Origin of the sequence: Pseudonocardia halophobica (assembly GCF_027922425.1) — a bacterium.
Taxonomy (GTDB): domain Bacteria; phylum Actinomycetota; class Actinomycetes; order Mycobacteriales; family Pseudonocardiaceae; genus Pseudonocardia; species Pseudonocardia halophobica.
In genome coordinates this window covers 52,946-69,467 of the sequence record NZ_BSFQ01000032.1, presented here as the reverse complement: position 1 = coordinate 69,467, position 16,522 = coordinate 52,946, and the positions used below count along the sequence as shown (strand labels likewise).

Sequence of the window (16,522 nt, the reverse complement as noted above, 5' to 3'; positions counted from 1 at the left end):
TGTTGCTCAGATCCGGAACAGGTCGTCGACGGCCGACGCGAACATGTCCGCTGCGTCGAGGGGCGCGCTGAGCACCCCCTGCTCGAGACCGAACTGTAGGAAGGCGTCCAGGGTCCGGCGGTTGGCCTCGATTCCGTAGGGCCACAGCTCCTCGGTGCTCATGACGCGCTCGACCTCGCGGACGTGCGAGGCCGCCCACGGGAGCGGCCAGAACGACACCGAGCTCTCCCGCGCCCGTGCGAGGCTCCGGTCGCGGGCCTCGATGAACGCCTTGTACAGCGAGCTCAGCAGCCACGGGTTCGCCTCGACCAGGTCGCGTCGCACGGCCACGGCGTGCATGATCGGGAAGATTCCGGTGCCCGCGAAGTACTCCTGCTCCACCTCGCGGGAGTCCTCGAACATCCGGGTGATCACGTCGGGCCGGTCGAAGAAGCAGTCCGGGGCGTGCGCGGAGAGCACAGCGTCGACCTCGCCGTCGACCAGCAGGCCGGTGAGCGTGTCGCCTGGGCGGCGCTCGACGACGATGCCCCCGGGCAGGGACAGCGCCACCTTCTCGCGGCGCCCGGGCTGGTTCACCCCGGCCTGCACCCACGTGATCGACGACAGGTCCACGCCGTAGCGGTGCTGCAGGAGCCCGCGGCTGTACACCGCGGCCGTCTGCGCCCACTCCGGGATGCCAACCCGCAGGCCGGCGAGCCGGGTCGGGTCGGTGAGCCCGGAGTCGCGCCGCACGTAGATCGACGAGTGCCGGAACATCCGCGACGGGAACACCGGCAGTCCGACCAGGCTGTCGTCACCGGCCGCGCGCAGCGCCGAGAACTTGCCCATCGACACCTCGGACACGTCGAACTGCCGGTGGGCGATGAAGCGGTGGAAGATCTCCTCCACCGGCATCTCCAGGACGTTGAGGTCCACGCCCTCGCAGCGCACGGCCCCGGTGGCGAGGTCGCGGACGTGGTCGTAGGCGCCGATCGCCATCGTCAGGCGCAGTCGGGTCATCGGGATGCTCCTTGCGTCGTGCGCCGACCGGGGTCGAGCGCGTCGTGGTGTCGCTCCAGCGCGGACACCAGCCGGAGGGCGTCGGCGGTGGCGCCGGTGTCGTGGACCCGCACACCCCAGACTCCCGCCCGCGCGGCGAGCACGGAGGTCGCGAGCGTCGCCGCGTCCCGGGCGGTGGGTGGGGGCGGCTCCCGGTCCGGCTCGGCCAGCACGCTGCCCAGGAAGCGCTTGCGCGAGGCGCCGAGCAGCACCGGCGGACCGAGCGCGACGATCCGGTCCAGGCCGCGCAGCACGGCCAGGTCGTGCTCGGTGCGCTTGGCGAACCCGAGGCCGGGATCGACGAGCAGCTGCTCGGCCGCCACGCCCGCGGCGCTCGCCGCGTCGAGGCGGGCGGAGAGCTCGCCGAGGACGTCGCCGACGACGTCGGCGGAGTAGCGGGCGCGGGCGGCCATGGTCCGGCTCGGCCCGCGCCAGTGCATCAGCACCCAACGCACCCCGGTCTCGGCGACGACCCGGGCCATCGCCGGGTCCGCGAGCCCGCCGCTGACGTCGTTGACCAGCCGCGCCCCGGCGTCGACCGCCGCCCGCGCGACGCTCGCTCGTGTGGTGTCGATGCTCGTGGGCACCCCGGCCGCGGTCAGGCCGGCGATCACCGGCAGGACGCGGCGAAGCTCCTCCTCGGGCGACACGCGCTCGGCGCCCGGCCGGGTGGACTCGCCCCCGACGTCGACGACGTCGGCGCCCTGCTCGGCCAACGCGATGCCGGAGGCGATGGCCTGTTCCGCGGTGGCGAAGCGGCCGCCGTCGGAGAAGGAGTCCGGCGTGACGTTGAGGATCCCCATGACCCGGCAGCCGGCGTTGGCGCGCACGGCTCAGCCGCCGAACTGTCGGCGGGCGGCGAGCGCGGTGTTGGCCAGCAGCATCGCGATGGTCATCGGCCCGACGCCGCCGGGCACGGGCGAGATGTGGCCCGCCCGCTCCGCGACGGGACCGAAGTCGACGTCCCCGCACAGGCCGCCCGCCTCGCGGTGGATGCCGACGTCGATGACGACCGAACCAGGCCGCACGGCGTCGGCCCCGATCAGCCGCGGCACCCCCGCGGCCGCGACGACCACGTCCGCCCGGCGGCACGTCGCCGCCAGGTCCGCGGTGCGGGAGTGGCAGAGGGTGACGGTGGCGTCCCGGGCCGTCAGCAGCTGCGCCAAGGGGCGCCCGACCAGCTCCGATCGGCCGACGACGACCACCTCGGCGCCGCGCAGCGGGATCGCGTGGTCGTCGAGCAGCCGGAGCACGCCGGCGGGGGTGCAGGGGCGCAGCCCGTCGCGCCCCAGGGCGAGCAGGCCCGCGCTCTGCACGGTCAGCCCGTCGACGTCCTTCTCGGCCGGGATCCGGTCGAGCAGCGCCCGGCGGTCGAGGTGTTCGGGCAGCGGCAGCTGCAGGAGGATCCCGCTCACGAAGTCGTCGGCGGCGAGCTCGTCGAGGACCTTCTCCGCCACCTCCTGCGAGACGTCGGCGGGCAGGTAGCGGTGGAGGTCCTCCATCCCTGCGGCCCGGCAGGCGGTGCGCTTGTTGCGCACGTAGACCTCGGACGCGGGGTCCGCGCCGATCAGCACCGTGGCGAGCCCCGGTCGTTGGCCGGTCTCGGCGACCAGGGCCGCGACGTCGCGCGCCACCTCCTCGCGCACCCGGGCTGCGGAGGCCTTGCCGTCGATGACGACGGCGCCGGTGGTGCCGTGCGGGCTGGTCATGTGCGGCCTCCCTGCGGTCGTGGGGCGGGGCTCACCGGAGCACGACCGTGCGGCCGCCGTTGAGCAGGACCCGGTTCTCGGTGTGCCAGCGGACGGCGTGCAGGAGCGCCCGCGCCTCGGTCCCCCGGCCCCGCGCGACGAGCGCCGCCGGGCTCATCGCGTGGTTCACCTCGGCGATCTGCTGCTCGATGATGGGGCCCTCGTCGAGGTCGGAGGTCACGTAGTGCGCGGTCGCCCCGATGACCTTGACCCCCCGCTGGTGGGCCTGGTGGTAGGGCCGGGCGCCCTTGAAGCTCGGCAGCATCGAGTGGTGGATGTTGATGGCCCGCCCCTCGAGCTCCTTGCACAGCTCGTCGCTGAGGATCTGCATGTAGCGGGCGAGGACGACCAGCTCGACGCCCAGGTCCGCCACCAGCTCGAGCAGGGCCGCCTCGGCCTCCCGCTTGGTCGCGGCCGTGACGGGGATGTGGTGGAACGGCACCTCGAAGCGCTCAGCGACGTGGCGCAGGTCGGTGTGATTCGACACGACCGCCGCGACGTCCAGGTTGAGATCGCCGACGCTGTTGCGGAACAACAGCTCGTTGAGGCAGTGCGCCTCGCGGCTGACCATGACCAGAACGCGCGTCGGCTCGTCCGCCGACACGATCTTCCAGGTCATCGCGTACTCGGTCGCCACGTCGGCGAACGCGGCCCGCAGCGGCTCGACCTCGGCTCCCCCGCCGTCCGCGGGCGCGAACCCGACGCGCAGGAAGAACGTCCCGCTCTCGGGGTCGCTGAACTGCTGGCTCTCGAGAATCGTATGACCCTGCTCGAACAGGAACCCTGAGACCGAGCGGACGATGCCCGGGACGTCAGGGCAGGACAGGGTCAGCACGCACGGCCCGGTCGGCCGATCGGTGGTGGACGGGTTCACTGGATCCCCTCGGACGGTCGGTGGCGGACGGACGCGGTGGCCGGGGGCAGCTCCGCCAGGCGGGCCTGCCGCCATGCCTCGGTCTTCGCGAGCTCATTGAAGGTGAAGAAGTGGAAGCCCTTGATCCCGTTGTCCGACCGCCCGATGGCGGGCGCGAGACCCGACACGAGCCGGTCCGGCGAGTAGCCGCCCGGCAGGAAGAAGCGCCACAGCATGCTCTGCTGCTTGCGCAGGAAGCGGGCGGACTGCCCGAGGCCGAGCCCGGCGGAGATCCGGACGAGCTTCTGCCGGCTCACCGGACCCGGCACGCCGACCCGGATCGGCAGCTCGATGCCGCGCTCGTGCAGCGACCGCGCCCAGCGGACGGTCGTCGCGGGTGCGAAGCACAGCTGTGAGATCAGGAGGTTCGCGTGGCGGGCCTTGTCCCCCAGCGCTCGCTCGATCGCCTCCGCGGGAATGTGCCCGTGGCCCTCCGGGTAACCGCCGATCCCGATCCGGGTGAACGGGTGGTCGCGCGCCTCCAGGGCCTCGAGCAGGGCGAGGGCGTCGGGGTAGGTGCTGGTCGGCCGGTCGGCGTCGCCACCGACGACGAACACGCCCTCCACCCCGGCCTCGGCGAGCCGGCCCACGATCGCGTCGAGGTGGGTGCCATCCTCCACCAGGCGCGCCACCAGGTGCGGCGCCGTGCGGTAGCCGCGGGCCGCGAGGCGCGCCGCCAGCTCGATGGTCGGTTCGAGGCCTTTGGCCTCGGTGGCGGTCACCGTCAGTCGCACGCTCGTCGGGACGTGCTCGAGCACCTGCTCCTCGGTGCCCTTGAACGGAAGGATCTCGTAGCTCGCGTCGGTCAGCGCTTGCGCGAGCGCGTCGTCGGACCGTCGGGCCCGAGGCCTGCGCCCGGTGCCGACCACGGCGCCGCCCCGGCCACTCTCGTCGGCCATCGTCTTCCTTTCCGTCGGATGCGCGCTGCCGGAAGAACGAGGCCGGCACAGCTGCGTGTCGAAGAGGGTCCGGCCGGCGCGCGGGTGAGCGGCGGTCCCGAGCGGACCACCCGACCATAATTTAGACAGGCGCACCTGTCAATAATCGTGGGACCGCGCCGTATGGTGCCGGGGCGACGACGGCCCGGACGGTGCACTGTCGGTGTTCCTCGACGCGCAGCTTGCGCGAGCCGCCGTCGGGCTCGCCCCACGTGATCGTCACCTCGGTGCCGGGCTCGGCGTGCTCGGCGTCGACCACGGCCAGCGACAGCACCGCCCGCGTGTTCGCCGTGTAGCCGCAGAACGTCGACTGCCCGACGAGCCTGCCGTCCGCACCGCGCACCTCGTCGCGTTGCATGAGCACGCCGTAGTCGGCGATCGGCAGATCGAGGAACTTGTACGGCAGCCCCGGCTCGAAGAGCGACCGCATGACGCGGAGCACGTCCTCGGTGTCCCACACGAGCGTCACGCGCTTCTTGGGCGGGGCGGCCGCCACGGCCTCCAGCGCCGCCCGCCCGACGAAGTCGTGGTCGAAGGACACGAGGTGGCCGTAGCCGAGGTCGTAGGGCGTGAGGTAGTAGTCCTCGATCCGGTCCCGACGCAGGCTGCCCGCGAGCTGGAACCGGCCCTCCCAGCCGTCGGCGGGGAGCCACTCCCGGTAGCCGCGCAACTCCTCCCCCGTGTAGATCGCAGGCAGCGGATAGGCGATCCATCCGGTTTCGTAGACCGTGGTGAAGTAGGCCTTGAGGCCGCCCCGGCGCAGGCCGCGCGGGGCGCCCGCCGCAAGGATCGCGGCCCGCACCGCCTCCCGGTGCTCATAGGGCCCGGAGATCTCGACCCCCCGATTGCGCCCTGCCATGCCGTGCCGCAGCACGAGGACCTCGACGCCGGCAACCACCGCCGTCGCCGTCCGGAAGAACGGGATGTCCGGGGTCTCCCCCTCGACGACCTCGTCGAAGATCGCGCCGGCCTCCGGGCCATCGAGCTGGAAGCGGAAGCGGACCCGCCGACCGGTGGGGTTGTCGGCGGTGTTGTGGTCCCGCACGACCGTCACATCCCACCCGCCGACGTGGGCCTGGTACTCGACCCAGTTCAGCAGGGGCATGCTGCTGACCAGCTCGTAGACCCCGCCGGGCAGCGGGCAGAGGATGCAGTCGCCGATGATGCTCCCGTCGGGAGCGCAGCCGATGAACTGCTTGGCCCGACCGGGCGCCAGGTTCGCCAGTCGGTTGACCCCGACCCGGGACAGCAGGGCGAGGGCGTCCGGTCCGGAGAGGAACAGCTCAGGCATGTGGTGGGACTGGTCGAACAGGATCGCCGTCTCGTGCCAGGCCCGCTGCTCGGACCGCCAGTTCGAGAACTCGGCGGGGACGGGGATCTGGTCGGTGCGGGTCCGGATCGCCGGCCCGGGGGTGTCGTTGCGGAGGTGCTCGACGAGGTCCGGGACGGCGTCGACGACGTCCTGCAGCGAGCGCCGACCCCCCGTCACCGCGGCCCCGTCCCCGGCGTCGGGTAGCCCTTGCGGAGCTTGAACGCCTTGACGGCCTCCTTGACCAGCCCGCCGACCGGCATCGCGAAGCGCAGCTTGTCGGCCTCCTGCTGCGCGATGACCATGTCCTTCTCCGCCCACGGCACCGGACGCTCGTCCGCGCGCTCGATCAGAGCGAAGTTCGCCGCGCTGCTGACCACGAGCGCCTCCCGCAGGCGGTCCGGGTCGACGCCGAGCTCCTCGGCGAGGCGCAGTCCCTCGTCGTTCGCGGCGACGCACGCCCAGAGGATCATGTTGTTGACCATCTTGGCGACCTGGCCGCTGCCGAACCCCCCGAGCGCGAACACGTCGGTGGCGAAGGTGGCCAGCACGGGCCGGCAGGCGTCGAGGACCGCCGGGTCGCCGCCCGCGAGCACGAGCGCGGTCCCGCTCTCGACCGCCCGGTCGCTGCGGGTCACCGGCATGTCGAGCAGGTCGACGCCGCTGCCCTCGAGCCGGGCGGCCAGATCGCGCGCGTAGGTGGGCGAGACGGTGGACCCGAGGCCCAGCACCAGGCCCGGCCGCGCACCCGCCAGCAGGCCGTCGTCGCCGAACACGACGGACTCGACCTGCTCCTCGAACCCGACGACGATCAGGACGACGTCGCTCTCCTGCGCCACCTCCTTGGGGGAGGCCAGCCCGCGCACACCCACCTCCTCGGCGCGCCGCACGCTCTCCGCCGACGGGTCGTACCCGACGACGTCGAAACCGCCCGCCACGAGGTGGCGCCCCATCGGCCGTCCCATCGCGCCGAGGCCGAGCACGCCCACCGTCCGGATCGTCATGCCCGCTCCTCCGCCGCCAGGCCGGCGAACGGCGCGCGCAGGCCGAGCCGTTCGAGGCGCGGGAGGATCTCGTCGCGCAGCACCGGGAACTCGTCGATGTAGTTGACGAGCCCGACGGCGACCCCGTCCAGGCCCGCCGCGTGCAGCGCCGCGAGCTTGTCGGCGACCTCGTCGTAGCTGCCCAGCAGGGGAAGGCTGCCGATGCCCGCCATGTGCCGTTCCTTGAGCTCTTGCATGCGGTCGGCCGGGAAGGAGCGCGTGCCCTGCGTCCGGATCGCCACGATGTGCTCGGCCCCCTCCCAGTCGCCGTTCTCGTGGACGATGTAGTGGTAGTACTCCGCGGCCTCCTTCGCGGTCGGCCGGGTGAGCATGTGTGCGCTCGTGTAGCAGCCGATGGGCCGCGGTGCCGCCGCCGCACGCAGGCCCGCGACCTCGCCCGCCACCTTGTTTTGGTCGACGACCGCCATGAACAGGCAGTCGGCGTTGCGGGTGGCGAAGTCCCGCCCCGCCGGGCTCGACCCGGCGCTCATGAGCAGCGGCCGCCGCCCGCCGAAGGGCTTCGGCTTGCTGAGCACGCCCTTGAGCCGGAAGTAGCGGCCGTCGAAGTCGAACGGCTCCTCCTCGCCCCAGATCCGCTGGGCGATCCTCACCCATTCCTCGGTGAAGGCGTAGCGCTCGTCGTGCTCGAGCATCGGCACGTCGAACATGCCGTACTCGCCCTCGTTCCAGCCCGACACGACGTTGAGCCCGAAGCGGCCCGCCCCGATGTGGTGCGCGGTGACCATCTGCTTGGCCGCGAACACGGGGTTGATCAGCCCGACGTGGACGGTGCCGAAGACGTTGAGCCCGCGGGTGGCCGCGAGCAGGCCCGACGCCCAGGTCAGTGTCTCGAACGACGTGCCCTCGGTGTCCGTCTCCCCGCGGTAGCCGAGCCAGCGCCCGATGGGCAGGACGAACTCGAGACCGGCCTCGTCGGCGAGCCGCGCGGCGGTCAGGTTGTTCTCCCAGGAGGGGTGCCAGCGCTCGGGGGCCTTGGTCATCGTGAGACCGCCCGAGCAGTTCATGCCGAACAGGCCGAGCTTGAACGTGTTGTCACCGCGCATCGCGCCGGGCCGGAGTGGAGTGTTCATCGTGGTCCCTTCGTTCCTTCTTGCTCCCGAACGGGGCTGCGGTCAGCCGACGAGCTCGCGTTCGGGCACACCGTCGGTCGAGTCCGCTTCCGCACCGCTCGGGAGGACGATGCAGTCCCCCGGGGTGAAGCGGACGAGGACCCGGTCCCCGGGCGCGTGTCGGTTGTCGGGGGCGTGTCGAACACGCAGCTCGACCCGCCCGGCCTCCAGCACGGACTCGGCGGCGTCGCCGGTGAAGATGCTGCTCTTCACCACGGCCTCCACGGCGTTGGGCGACCGCGGGTCCGCGGTCTCGATGTCCTCGATCGCCATCTGTTCGGGCCGACAGGCCAGTACCGCCGGGCCGCCCCGCCGCACGCCGTCCGCACCCACGACCCCGCGGAGCGGACCGAGCGCCGTGCCCACCGTCACCAGCCCGTCCACGCCGGGCTCGTCGAGCACGTCGCCGTCCCACAGGTTGGTCCGGCCGATGAACGACGCGACGAAGCGCGACGCCGGGCGCCGGTACAGCTCCGTCGGGGGGCCCACCTGGGCGATCACGCCGTCGTTCATCAGCACGATGGCGTCGCTGAGCGCCAGCGCCTCGGCCTGGTCGTGAGTCACGAACACGGTGGTGATCCCGAGCTCGGACTGCAGCCGGAGCAGCTCGAACCGCATCTCGTCCCGCAGCCGCGCGTCCAGGTTGGACAGCGGCTCGTCGAGCAGCAGCAGGGGCGGGCGGCCGACCAGCGCCCGGGCCAGCGCGAGCCGCTGCTGCTGCCCGCCGGACAGGTCCGTCGCACGGCGCCCAGCGAACCGCCCGAGCTGCACGAGGTCGAGGGCCTCCTCGACCCGGCGGATCTGCTCCGCGCGCGAGACCTGCTCCGAGCGGGGCAGCGTCTGCAGCGGGAAGCGGACGTTGTCGAGGACCGACATGTGCGGCCAGATCGCGTAGGACTGGAACACCATGCCGAGCCCGCGCCGGTGGACCGGGACGGAGACCCCTCGGCTGACCGAGTCGAGGACCCGGTCGGCGAGCACGATCTCGCCGGAGTCCGGCGTCTCGAGACCGGCGACGCAGCGCAGGGTGGTGGTCTTGCCGCAGCCGGAGGGCCCCAGCAGGCTGACCATCGCGCCGCGCGGCACCTCGAACGACACACCGCGGACGGCGGGGCTCGCCGCGCCCCGGTAGGTCTTGTAGAGGTCGGTGATGGTCAGCATGAACGGCTCCAGCTCGGCGATGAGGGGGACGGGACGGGCGGGCGGGCCGGCCTCACAGCCGCACCCCGCCGGAGCGACGCAGAGGCACCGCCGCGAGGGCCCCGACCACCAGCAGGAACAGGACGAGCATCATGCCCATCGTCGCCGCCTCGCTCAGCGCCCCGTTCTGCCACTTCTCGAGGACCAGCACCGGGAACACCTTGCTGTCCGACGAGTAGAGCAGGACCGGGGTAGACAGGTCCCGGAACGAGACGATCGCGATGAAGATCCAGCCGGCGACCAGACCGGGCCTCATCAGGGGCACGAGCACCCGCACGAAGGCCCGCCATCGCGATGCGCCGCTGACCCGCGCCGACTCCTCCAGGTGGTCGTCGATCTGGTACATCGCGTTCTGCGCGTACCGCACCCCGAAGGGCATGTACCGCGTCATGTAGGCGATGACGAGGATGCCGAGGCCGCCGTAGACACCGATGTCGGCGTTCACGTACACGGTCAGCAACGCCACGCCGAGGATCAGCCCCGGAACCACCAGCGGCACGGTGGCGATGGACTCCACCACCCACGCCAGCCGCAGACCGGACCGGACCCGGATCCAGGCCACGACCGACATCAGGAACATCAGTGCGCTCGCCACCACGACCGACAGCAGGACGGAGTTGATCGCCGCGTCGGCGAAGTCGCGGGTGCCCGCCGCCGCTCGATAGGAGTCCAGGCTCGCCGTGGCGAGGGACTCCCAGGAGGGCGGCCGGTAGAAGGTCTGGGTCGAGGCGTACGCCAGCATCACCACCGGCGCCACGACGATCACCCCGACGTAGGCCCACGTCAACGCGCACACCGGCCACCGCCATGCGCCGAGCGAGAGCCGCCGCGCGCTGTGGCCCTTCGCGGAGATCGTCTGGAACGAGCGGGTGGCCCGCATGGCGCGGTTCTGCGCGAGGATGACCAGCGCGAGCGCCACCACCAACATCGTCGAGATCGCGCCGGCCACGCCGTAGTCCGGCGGGTACTCGCCGATGGCCTGGTAGATGAGGGTGGTCAGGGTGAACTGCTTGTTCGGCAGGCCGAGCAGGATCGGGATCTCGAAGCCCTCCACGGCGAGCGTGAAGCACAGCACCGTCGTGGAGAGCAGGGCGGGCCGGGCGAGCGGGAGCGTGACCCGGCGGAAGGTCCGCACCGCGGAGGCCCCGCCCACCCGGGCCGCCTCCTCCAGCGAGGGGTCCATCGACGTGAACGTCCCGGCGAAGGCGAGGTGGGCGAGCGGGGCCATTGCCAGCCCCTGCACGAGCGCCATCCCGCCGACCGAGTAGACGTCCAGCGCGGTCCAGCCGAGGAAGTGCTCGAGGAGGCCGATCCGGGGCGAGGCGAGGAACACCCAGGCCATCGCGTAGAGCACGCTCGGCAGGATCAGGGGCACCAGCACGACGAGCGAGAGGGCCCGACGCGCCGGGACGTCGGTCCGCACGAGGACGAACGCCGTGGTGCTGCCGGTCACCAGGGCGATGACCGTGGCCAGTACGGCGAACACGACGGTCGTCCACAGCGCGGCCCCGAAACCGGGGTAGTTCACGGTGTCGGCGAACGCGGCCAGGCTGAAGGAGCCGTCCACGGTGAACGTCTTAACCAGCAGGAAGCCCAGCGGGACAAGCACCAGGACCGCGACGATGACGAACGTCAGCAGCGTGACCCCGGGCAGCACCAGGTCGGAGCGCCGTGCGGTCGGCGGCGGGCCTCCGGGGGCGGGGCCGGCGTCGAGGAGCGTCGGTTGTGGCATCAGCCGGTGACCTTGCTGCTCGTCCCGCGCACGACCTGCGCGTACAGGTCCTTCCAGCGCGACTCGTCCACCGTCAGCGTCTTCTCGTCGACGGTGAGGACCTGGCCCGGGTACTGCGCGAGCACGCCGCCGTACTGCGGGTTGGTGGGGCTGAGCGCGAACTCGTCCGCCATGAGCTTCTGGGTGTCGCCGAGCCGCCACTCCGCGTAGAGGACCGCGCAGGCCGGGTTGTCGGTGGTGTGCGGGATCCCGAGGCCGAGCGGGAGGGCGACGATGGGCGTGACCGCGGGCTGCCAGTCGACCGGCGCGCCGGTCTTCTTCAGCACGTCGATGCGGTAGCCGAAGGCCGACGTGACGAAGGGGTACTGGCCCGCGGCGAGCAGGTTGGCGCCGAGTGTGTGCTGGTCGACCAGCTGCGAACCCTGGGCGGCCTGCCGGAAGAGGTCGACGGCGGCGTCCTCGCTCATCCCCTGGCGCACCATGTCCTGCACCAGTGTCGCGAACCAGTCGTAGTCGACGTCGAAGATCGCGAGCCTGCCCTTGTACTGCGTCAGCAGCTCGGGCCACGACCGAGGCGGGGTGCGGACCTGGTCGACGTTCCATGCGGCGACGTAGGCGTACATCGTCGCCCCGATCCAGTCGGGCCGCACGAACGCGGGGTCGATGCCCTCCGCGGCGGGCGTGGGCAGCGGCTGCAGCAGGCCCTGCGCGCTGTAGATCAGCATCTGCTTGTAGTCGTTGAACAGCACGTCCGCGCCGTCGGCGTAGCGGGCCTGGTTCTCGGTCAGCACCCGCTGGGTCAGGTCGGTCGCCGAGGCCCGGTAGCTCTCCACGCGCACCCCGGTGGCCTTGGTGAACGCCTCGACCTCGGCGTCGACCACGTCGCCGGAGCTCGCGCTGTAGAGCCGGAACGGCCGGTCCTCGGCTTCCGCCAGCTCGACCAGCTTCTGCCGCCGGGGCTCGCCCTGCAGGCCGTCGACCGCGGCCAGGACCTCGGCGACGGTCGTCGGTCCCTCCGCGCCCGAGCCCTGCCCACCGCCCGAGCCGCAGGCGAGCGTCAACGCCGCCACCATCGCTGTGCTGACCGCCAGACGGACAACCCCTGTGGTTCTCATCGTTCCCTCTCGTCGTTGAGGCCGTGGATCGGTCGGCGTCCGGCGACGTCGCCCGCGTGCTTGTCAGATCACGTGCGGCTCGTGCGCGAGGCTCCGCCGAAGGCGCCGGCTCGCGGGAGGAGCGCCGGGACGCGGTAGCCGAGCAGCCCGGAGAGGAGGTCGGCGATCGGCAGCAGGGCATCGAGGTCCAGGCCGGTGTCGACGCCCATGCGGTCGAGCAGGGCGACCAGGTCCTCGGTCGCGATGTTGCCCGTCGCGTTCGGTGCGAAGGGGCAGCCCCCGATGCCGCCGAACGACGAGTCCAGGCTGCCCACGCCCCACTCGTACGCGGTGACGGCGTTGGCGTAGCCGGTGTTGCGGGTGTTGTGGAAGTGCGCGCGGGTCGCGACCCCCGGCGCAGCCGACCGCACACCCTCGAGCAGCTCGCGCACCTGGGTGGGCACGCCCACGCCGATGGTGTCCGCGACGGCGATCTCGCGGGCGCCCGCTCGGGCGGCGCGCTCGGCGATCGCGAACACCCGGGCTGGGTCGACCTCGCCGTCGAACGGGCACCCGAACGCGGTCGCTACGGTGACGGTGGTGAACAGCCCGGCCGCAGACGCCTCGGCCACCACCTCCTCGGCGACCGCGGTCAGCGCGGCGGTCGTGGAGTTCTGGTTCGCCTTCGCGAACCCGTCCGACGCCGGGACGACGACGTTGACCTCGTCGATCCCCGCCGCCACCGCACGCCGGTAGCCGCGCGGGTTGAGCACCAGCCCGATGAAGGACACCCCGGGCGAACGCGGCACCCGCTCCATGACGGCCTCGGCGTCCGCCATCACCGGCACCGCGTCGGGCCGCACGAACGACACCGCCTCGATGCGCCGAGCGCCCGCGGCGAGGGCCAAACTGATCAGCTCGACCTTCGCGTCGGTGTCGAGCAGTGCGCGTTCGTTCTGCAGGCCGTCCCGCGGCCCCACCTCGACGATTCCCAGCACGGTCGGAGCTCCTCAGATCACGTGGTCGGACGCGAGCGCGTCGAGGTCGGCGGCGGTGAGCCCGAGCTCGCCATAGACCTCGTCGTTGTGGTGCCCGGGGCGCGGCGGACCGGCCCACCGGATGCGTCCCGGGGTCGCGGAGAAGACGGGGACCACGCCCGGTCCCAGCACGTCGTCGTCGACCCGCTCGTCGTGATGCGGGACGAGCATGCCCCGCGCCCGCAGCTGCGGGTCGGTGACGAGCTCGGCGGCTGTACTGATCGGACCGCAGACGACCCCCGCCGCGTCGAGGATCGCGGCGACCTCCGCCGCGGGACGCTCGGACACCCACTTCCCGACCAGCTCGTCGAGCTCGTCCTGGTGCTCGCCGCGCGCAACGTGGGTGGCGTAGCGAGGGTCGTCGGCGAGCTCGGGGGTGCCCATCGCGATCGCGAGCCTGCGGAACACGGTGTCCTGATTCGCGGCCACGACCAGCCACCGCCCGTCCCCGGTGCGGTAGACGTTCGAGGGCGCGATCCCGTCGAGGCGCGTCCCGCCCGGCTGCCGCACGCGGCCGAGCCGGTCGTACTCGGCGACCGTCGACTCCAGCAGCGCGAAGCAGGACTCGGTCAGCGCCACGTCGACGACCTGGCCCTCGCCGGTGCGGTGGCGGTGGTGCAGGGCCGCGAGCACGCCCTGCGCCGCGAACATCCCGGCCAGCGAGTCACCGAGGCTGACGGCCTGGCGTGGTGGTGCCTGCCCGGGGTAGCCGTTGATCGAGCGCAGCCCGGAGAGCGCCTCGGCGACCGAGGCGTAGCCGGGCTTGTGCGCGTAGGGCCCGGTCTGCCCGTAGCCCGACACCCGCGCCAGGATCACCCGCGGGTTCCGCGCGCTGAGCTCCTCCCAGCCGAGGTTCCACCGCTCGAGGGTCCCCGGCCGGAAGTTCTCGATCACGACGTCGGCCGACTCGACCATGCGCAGGAGCAGCTCCCGCCCGCGTTCGCTGCGGAGGTCAAGGGTGATGCAGCGCTTGTTGCGCGCATGGCTCGTCCACCAGAGACGGTGGCCCCGGTAGGCGGCCTGCCCCCAGTCCCGCAACGGGTCTGGCCGCTCGGGCGACTCGATCTTCACCACATCGGCGCCGTAGTCGGCCAGCAGCCGGGCGGCGAACGGACCGGCGACGATGGAACCGAGCTCGATGACGCGCAGGCCGACCAGCGGCCCGGCGGGCGCAGGCCGCTCCTCCGGCCGGGCGGTCCCGGTCACCGAGCACCGCCGCGGTCCCCCGGCGGCGGGGTCGGGCCGGAGTGGTGCCCCCGCGTGGGGCTCGGCGTCGTCGACGAGCCGTCGACCCGGACGGTCAGCGTGCCGATCCCGTCGGCGCGCATGCTGACCACGTCGCCGTCGAGCAGAGGACTGACGCCCGCGGGCGTGCCCGTGCTGAGGATGTCGCCCGGGCGCAAGGTCAGGACGGTCGACACGTAGGCCACGAACCGGGCAACGCCCCAGATCAGGCCGCTCGTGCTCGCCTTCTGCCGCAGTTCCCCGTTGTTGGTGAGCGAGAAGGCGACGTCGGCGGGATCGGCGAGCTCGTCGGGCGTCGCGATCCACGGGCCGCAAGGCGTGAACGTGTCGAACGACTTGCGGATCGAGCGGTCCTCACCGCCCCGCATCGTGATGTCGAGCAGGCCTGTGTAGCCGAACACGTGGTCGAGGGCGTCCGCCTCGCACACGTCCCGGGTCTTCCTGCCGATCACGACGGCGATCTCCGCCTCATGGTCGAACCTGCGGTCGCCATAGGGCAGGCGCACGGTCCCGCCGTCCCCGAGCAGCGACGATGGCGCCTTGAGGAAGAAGCCGAGCGCCCCCACGTCCGCCGACTCTCGCATCTCCTGCTGGTGGTCGAGGTAGTTGACCGGCGCCGCGACGATGACGCGGGGGTCGGGCACGGGGGCCCGCAGCGTCACCTCCGCCAGCGGGCGGCCGGGGCGCGTCCTCGCCGCGACCGCGACCTCCTCGGGCCGCGGGTCCGCGATGTAGCGGCGCATGCGGCCGGCGCCGAGGCCACCACCACCGGTGCCCCGAGTGTCGTCGGTGCCGTCCACGACATCGCTGACGTCCACGATGCGGTCGTCGAGGACGACGCCCAGCCGGTCGTCGTCGAACGTGGCGAGATGCACAATGTCTCCTGCGTTGCGGTTCGGTTGGTGCTCGTCAGCGGTGGCCGTGCAGCCAGTCCGACTCCGAGTAGTCGTCGTGTGCCCGCGCCTCGAGCAGGCGGTTGCGCACGGTCGCGCCCATGCCCTCGAGGTGCAGCAGCTCGCCGAAGCTCCGGGCGGTCCGCTGCACCCGGCCCGCCCGGGGGACGCGCAGGCGCTGGTACTCCACCAGGGCGGCGTCGATGTCGGGCTGCGCGCCCAGCACGCTCCCCAGGACCTGGGCGTCCTCGAGCGCCTGACAGGCACCCTGGGCCACGTACTGGAACATCGGGTGCGCCGCGTCGCCGAGCAGGGCCAACCGCCCCCGCACCCAGTTCTCGACCGGGTCCCGGTCGACCATCTTCCAGTGCCGGTCGCGGGAGATGAGTTCGACGCTCGCCCGCACGGGCGCACAGGCCTCGGCGTAGTGCTCGTCGATCTCGTCGGGTAGGCCCCAGTCCGAGTGCCCCGTGTCGAAGCGGTCGCTGCGGAAGCAGACGACCTGGTTGTACAACTCGCCGCGGCGGATCGGGTACTGCACGAGGTGCATGCCCGGCCCCGCCCAGACGAGCACGTCGCGCCCGCCGGCCAGCTCCGCCACGTGGTCGAACGGCAGGGTCCCGCGGTAGCTCACATAGCCGGACGGGACGGGGGCCGGGTCGCCGACCACCTGTTCGCGCACGGTGGACCTCAGCCCGTCGGCACCGATCACGAGGTCGGCAACGTGGTCGACCCCCTGCTCGGTGCGGGCGACGGCACGGGTGCCCTCGTCTTGGACGCCGGAGACCGTCTGTCCGACGCACAGCTCGACGTTCGCGCGTTGCTTGGCCGCGTCGACGAGGAGGTCGAGCAGGTCCCGCCGGTGCATCACGATGTAGGGCTTCCCGTACCGGCGTTCGTACTCCGCACCGAGGTCCAGCGCGGTGATCACCTCACCGGACAACGCGTCCAACATGACCAGGCGGCCCGGGCGGAAGGCATAGCGGTCGAGCTCGGCCGCGCCGATCCCCAACGCCTCCAGGGCGTGCTGGGCGTTCGGCGCGAGCTGCAGCCCCGCTCCGATCTCGCCGAACTCGTCCGACCTCTCGAGCACTCGAATGGTCTCGAAGTCCGCGGAGTGTGAGAGCGCCAATGCTGCGGACACGCCCCCGATCCCCCCGCCGACGATCACTGCGTCCCGGCTATCCGGCATCGTCGCTTCT

At 72.4% G+C, this 16,522-nt stretch carries 15 protein-coding genes; all 15 read right to left on the bottom strand.

From position 1 onward, the window contains the following. Positions 1-6: 6 nt before the first annotated feature. On the bottom strand, positions 7-999 hold the full coding sequence (locus PKE99_RS28075) for a substrate-binding domain-containing protein (protein ID WP_037050611.1): 993 nt from the start codon (positions 997-999) through the stop codon (positions 7-9). After that, a complete protein-coding gene (folP, locus tag PKE99_RS28070; RefSeq protein WP_051738003.1) occupies positions 996-1,841 on the bottom strand; it encodes a dihydropteroate synthase in 846 nt (281 codons plus the stop codon). The genes PKE99_RS28075 and folP overlap by 4 nt, the downstream gene beginning before the upstream one ends. Before the next feature lie 30 nt (positions 1,842-1,871). Continuing rightward, positions 1,872-2,747 (bottom strand): bifunctional methylenetetrahydrofolate dehydrogenase/methenyltetrahydrofolate cyclohydrolase FolD, encoded by an 876-nt coding sequence (gene folD, locus PKE99_RS28065; RefSeq protein WP_037050613.1) that lies wholly within the window; start codon positions 2,745-2,747, stop codon positions 1,872-1,874. Positions 2,748-2,778: 31 nt separating this feature from the next. Next, a complete protein-coding gene (purU, locus tag PKE99_RS28060; RefSeq protein ID WP_231498361.1) occupies positions 2,779-3,660 on the bottom strand; it encodes a formyltetrahydrofolate deformylase in 882 nt (293 codons plus the stop codon). After that, complete coding sequence (locus PKE99_RS28055; protein WP_081924558.1) at positions 3,657-4,598, bottom strand: methylenetetrahydrofolate reductase; 942 nt, start codon at positions 4,596-4,598, stop codon at positions 3,657-3,659. The genes purU and PKE99_RS28055 overlap by 4 nt, the downstream gene beginning before the upstream one ends. A 121-nt stretch (positions 4,599-4,719) precedes the next feature. Continuing rightward, a complete protein-coding gene (locus tag PKE99_RS28050) occupies positions 4,720-6,126 on the bottom strand; it encodes an aminomethyltransferase family protein (protein WP_037050616.1) in 1,407 nt (468 codons plus the stop codon). Further along, on the bottom strand, positions 6,123-6,950 hold the full coding sequence (locus PKE99_RS28045) for an NAD(P)-dependent oxidoreductase (RefSeq protein ID WP_051737983.1): 828 nt from the start codon (positions 6,948-6,950) through the stop codon (positions 6,123-6,125). The genes PKE99_RS28050 and PKE99_RS28045 overlap by 4 nt, the downstream gene beginning before the upstream one ends. Then, the gene (locus PKE99_RS28040; protein ID WP_081924559.1) at positions 6,947-8,080 is read right to left on the bottom strand and encodes an LLM class flavin-dependent oxidoreductase; all 1,134 of its coding nucleotides are present in this window, start codon (positions 8,078-8,080) and stop codon (positions 6,947-6,949) included. Before PKE99_RS28040 ends, PKE99_RS28045 begins: the two co-directional genes overlap by 4 nt. 42 nt (positions 8,081-8,122) lie before the next feature. Beyond that, positions 8,123-9,280: an ABC transporter ATP-binding protein gene (locus PKE99_RS28035; protein WP_051737984.1), complete on the bottom strand. Its 1,158-nt coding sequence runs from the start codon at positions 9,278-9,280 to the stop codon at positions 8,123-8,125. A gap of 52 nt (positions 9,281-9,332) precedes the next feature. Further along, positions 9,333-11,051, bottom strand: a complete 1,719-nt coding sequence (locus PKE99_RS28030) for an ABC transporter permease (protein ID WP_037050619.1) — start codon at positions 11,049-11,051, stop codon at positions 9,333-9,335. Further along, positions 11,051-12,112: an ABC transporter substrate-binding protein gene (locus tag PKE99_RS28025; protein ID WP_156067943.1), complete on the bottom strand. Its 1,062-nt coding sequence runs from the start codon at positions 12,110-12,112 to the stop codon at positions 11,051-11,053. The genes PKE99_RS28030 and PKE99_RS28025 overlap by 1 nt, the downstream gene beginning before the upstream one ends. A 122-nt stretch (positions 12,113-12,234) precedes the next feature. Continuing rightward, the gene (locus tag PKE99_RS28020; protein ID WP_037050624.1) at positions 12,235-13,143 is read right to left on the bottom strand and encodes a hydroxymethylglutaryl-CoA lyase; all 909 of its coding nucleotides are present in this window, start codon (positions 13,141-13,143) and stop codon (positions 12,235-12,237) included. 12 nt (positions 13,144-13,155) lie between these two features. Then, complete coding sequence (locus PKE99_RS28015; RefSeq protein ID WP_051737985.1) at positions 13,156-14,388, bottom strand: CaiB/BaiF CoA transferase family protein; 1,233 nt, start codon at positions 14,386-14,388, stop codon at positions 13,156-13,158. Further along, entirely contained in the window at positions 14,385-15,302 is a 918-nt protein-coding gene (locus tag PKE99_RS28010) for a fumarylacetoacetate hydrolase family protein (RefSeq protein WP_063739840.1), read from the bottom strand. Before PKE99_RS28010 ends, PKE99_RS28015 begins: the two co-directional genes overlap by 4 nt. Before the next feature lie 34 nt (positions 15,303-15,336). Continuing rightward, positions 15,337-16,512, bottom strand: a complete 1,176-nt coding sequence (locus PKE99_RS28005; RefSeq protein ID WP_037050628.1) for an FAD-dependent monooxygenase — start codon at positions 16,510-16,512, stop codon at positions 15,337-15,339. Positions 16,513-16,522 lie beyond the last annotated feature (10 nt).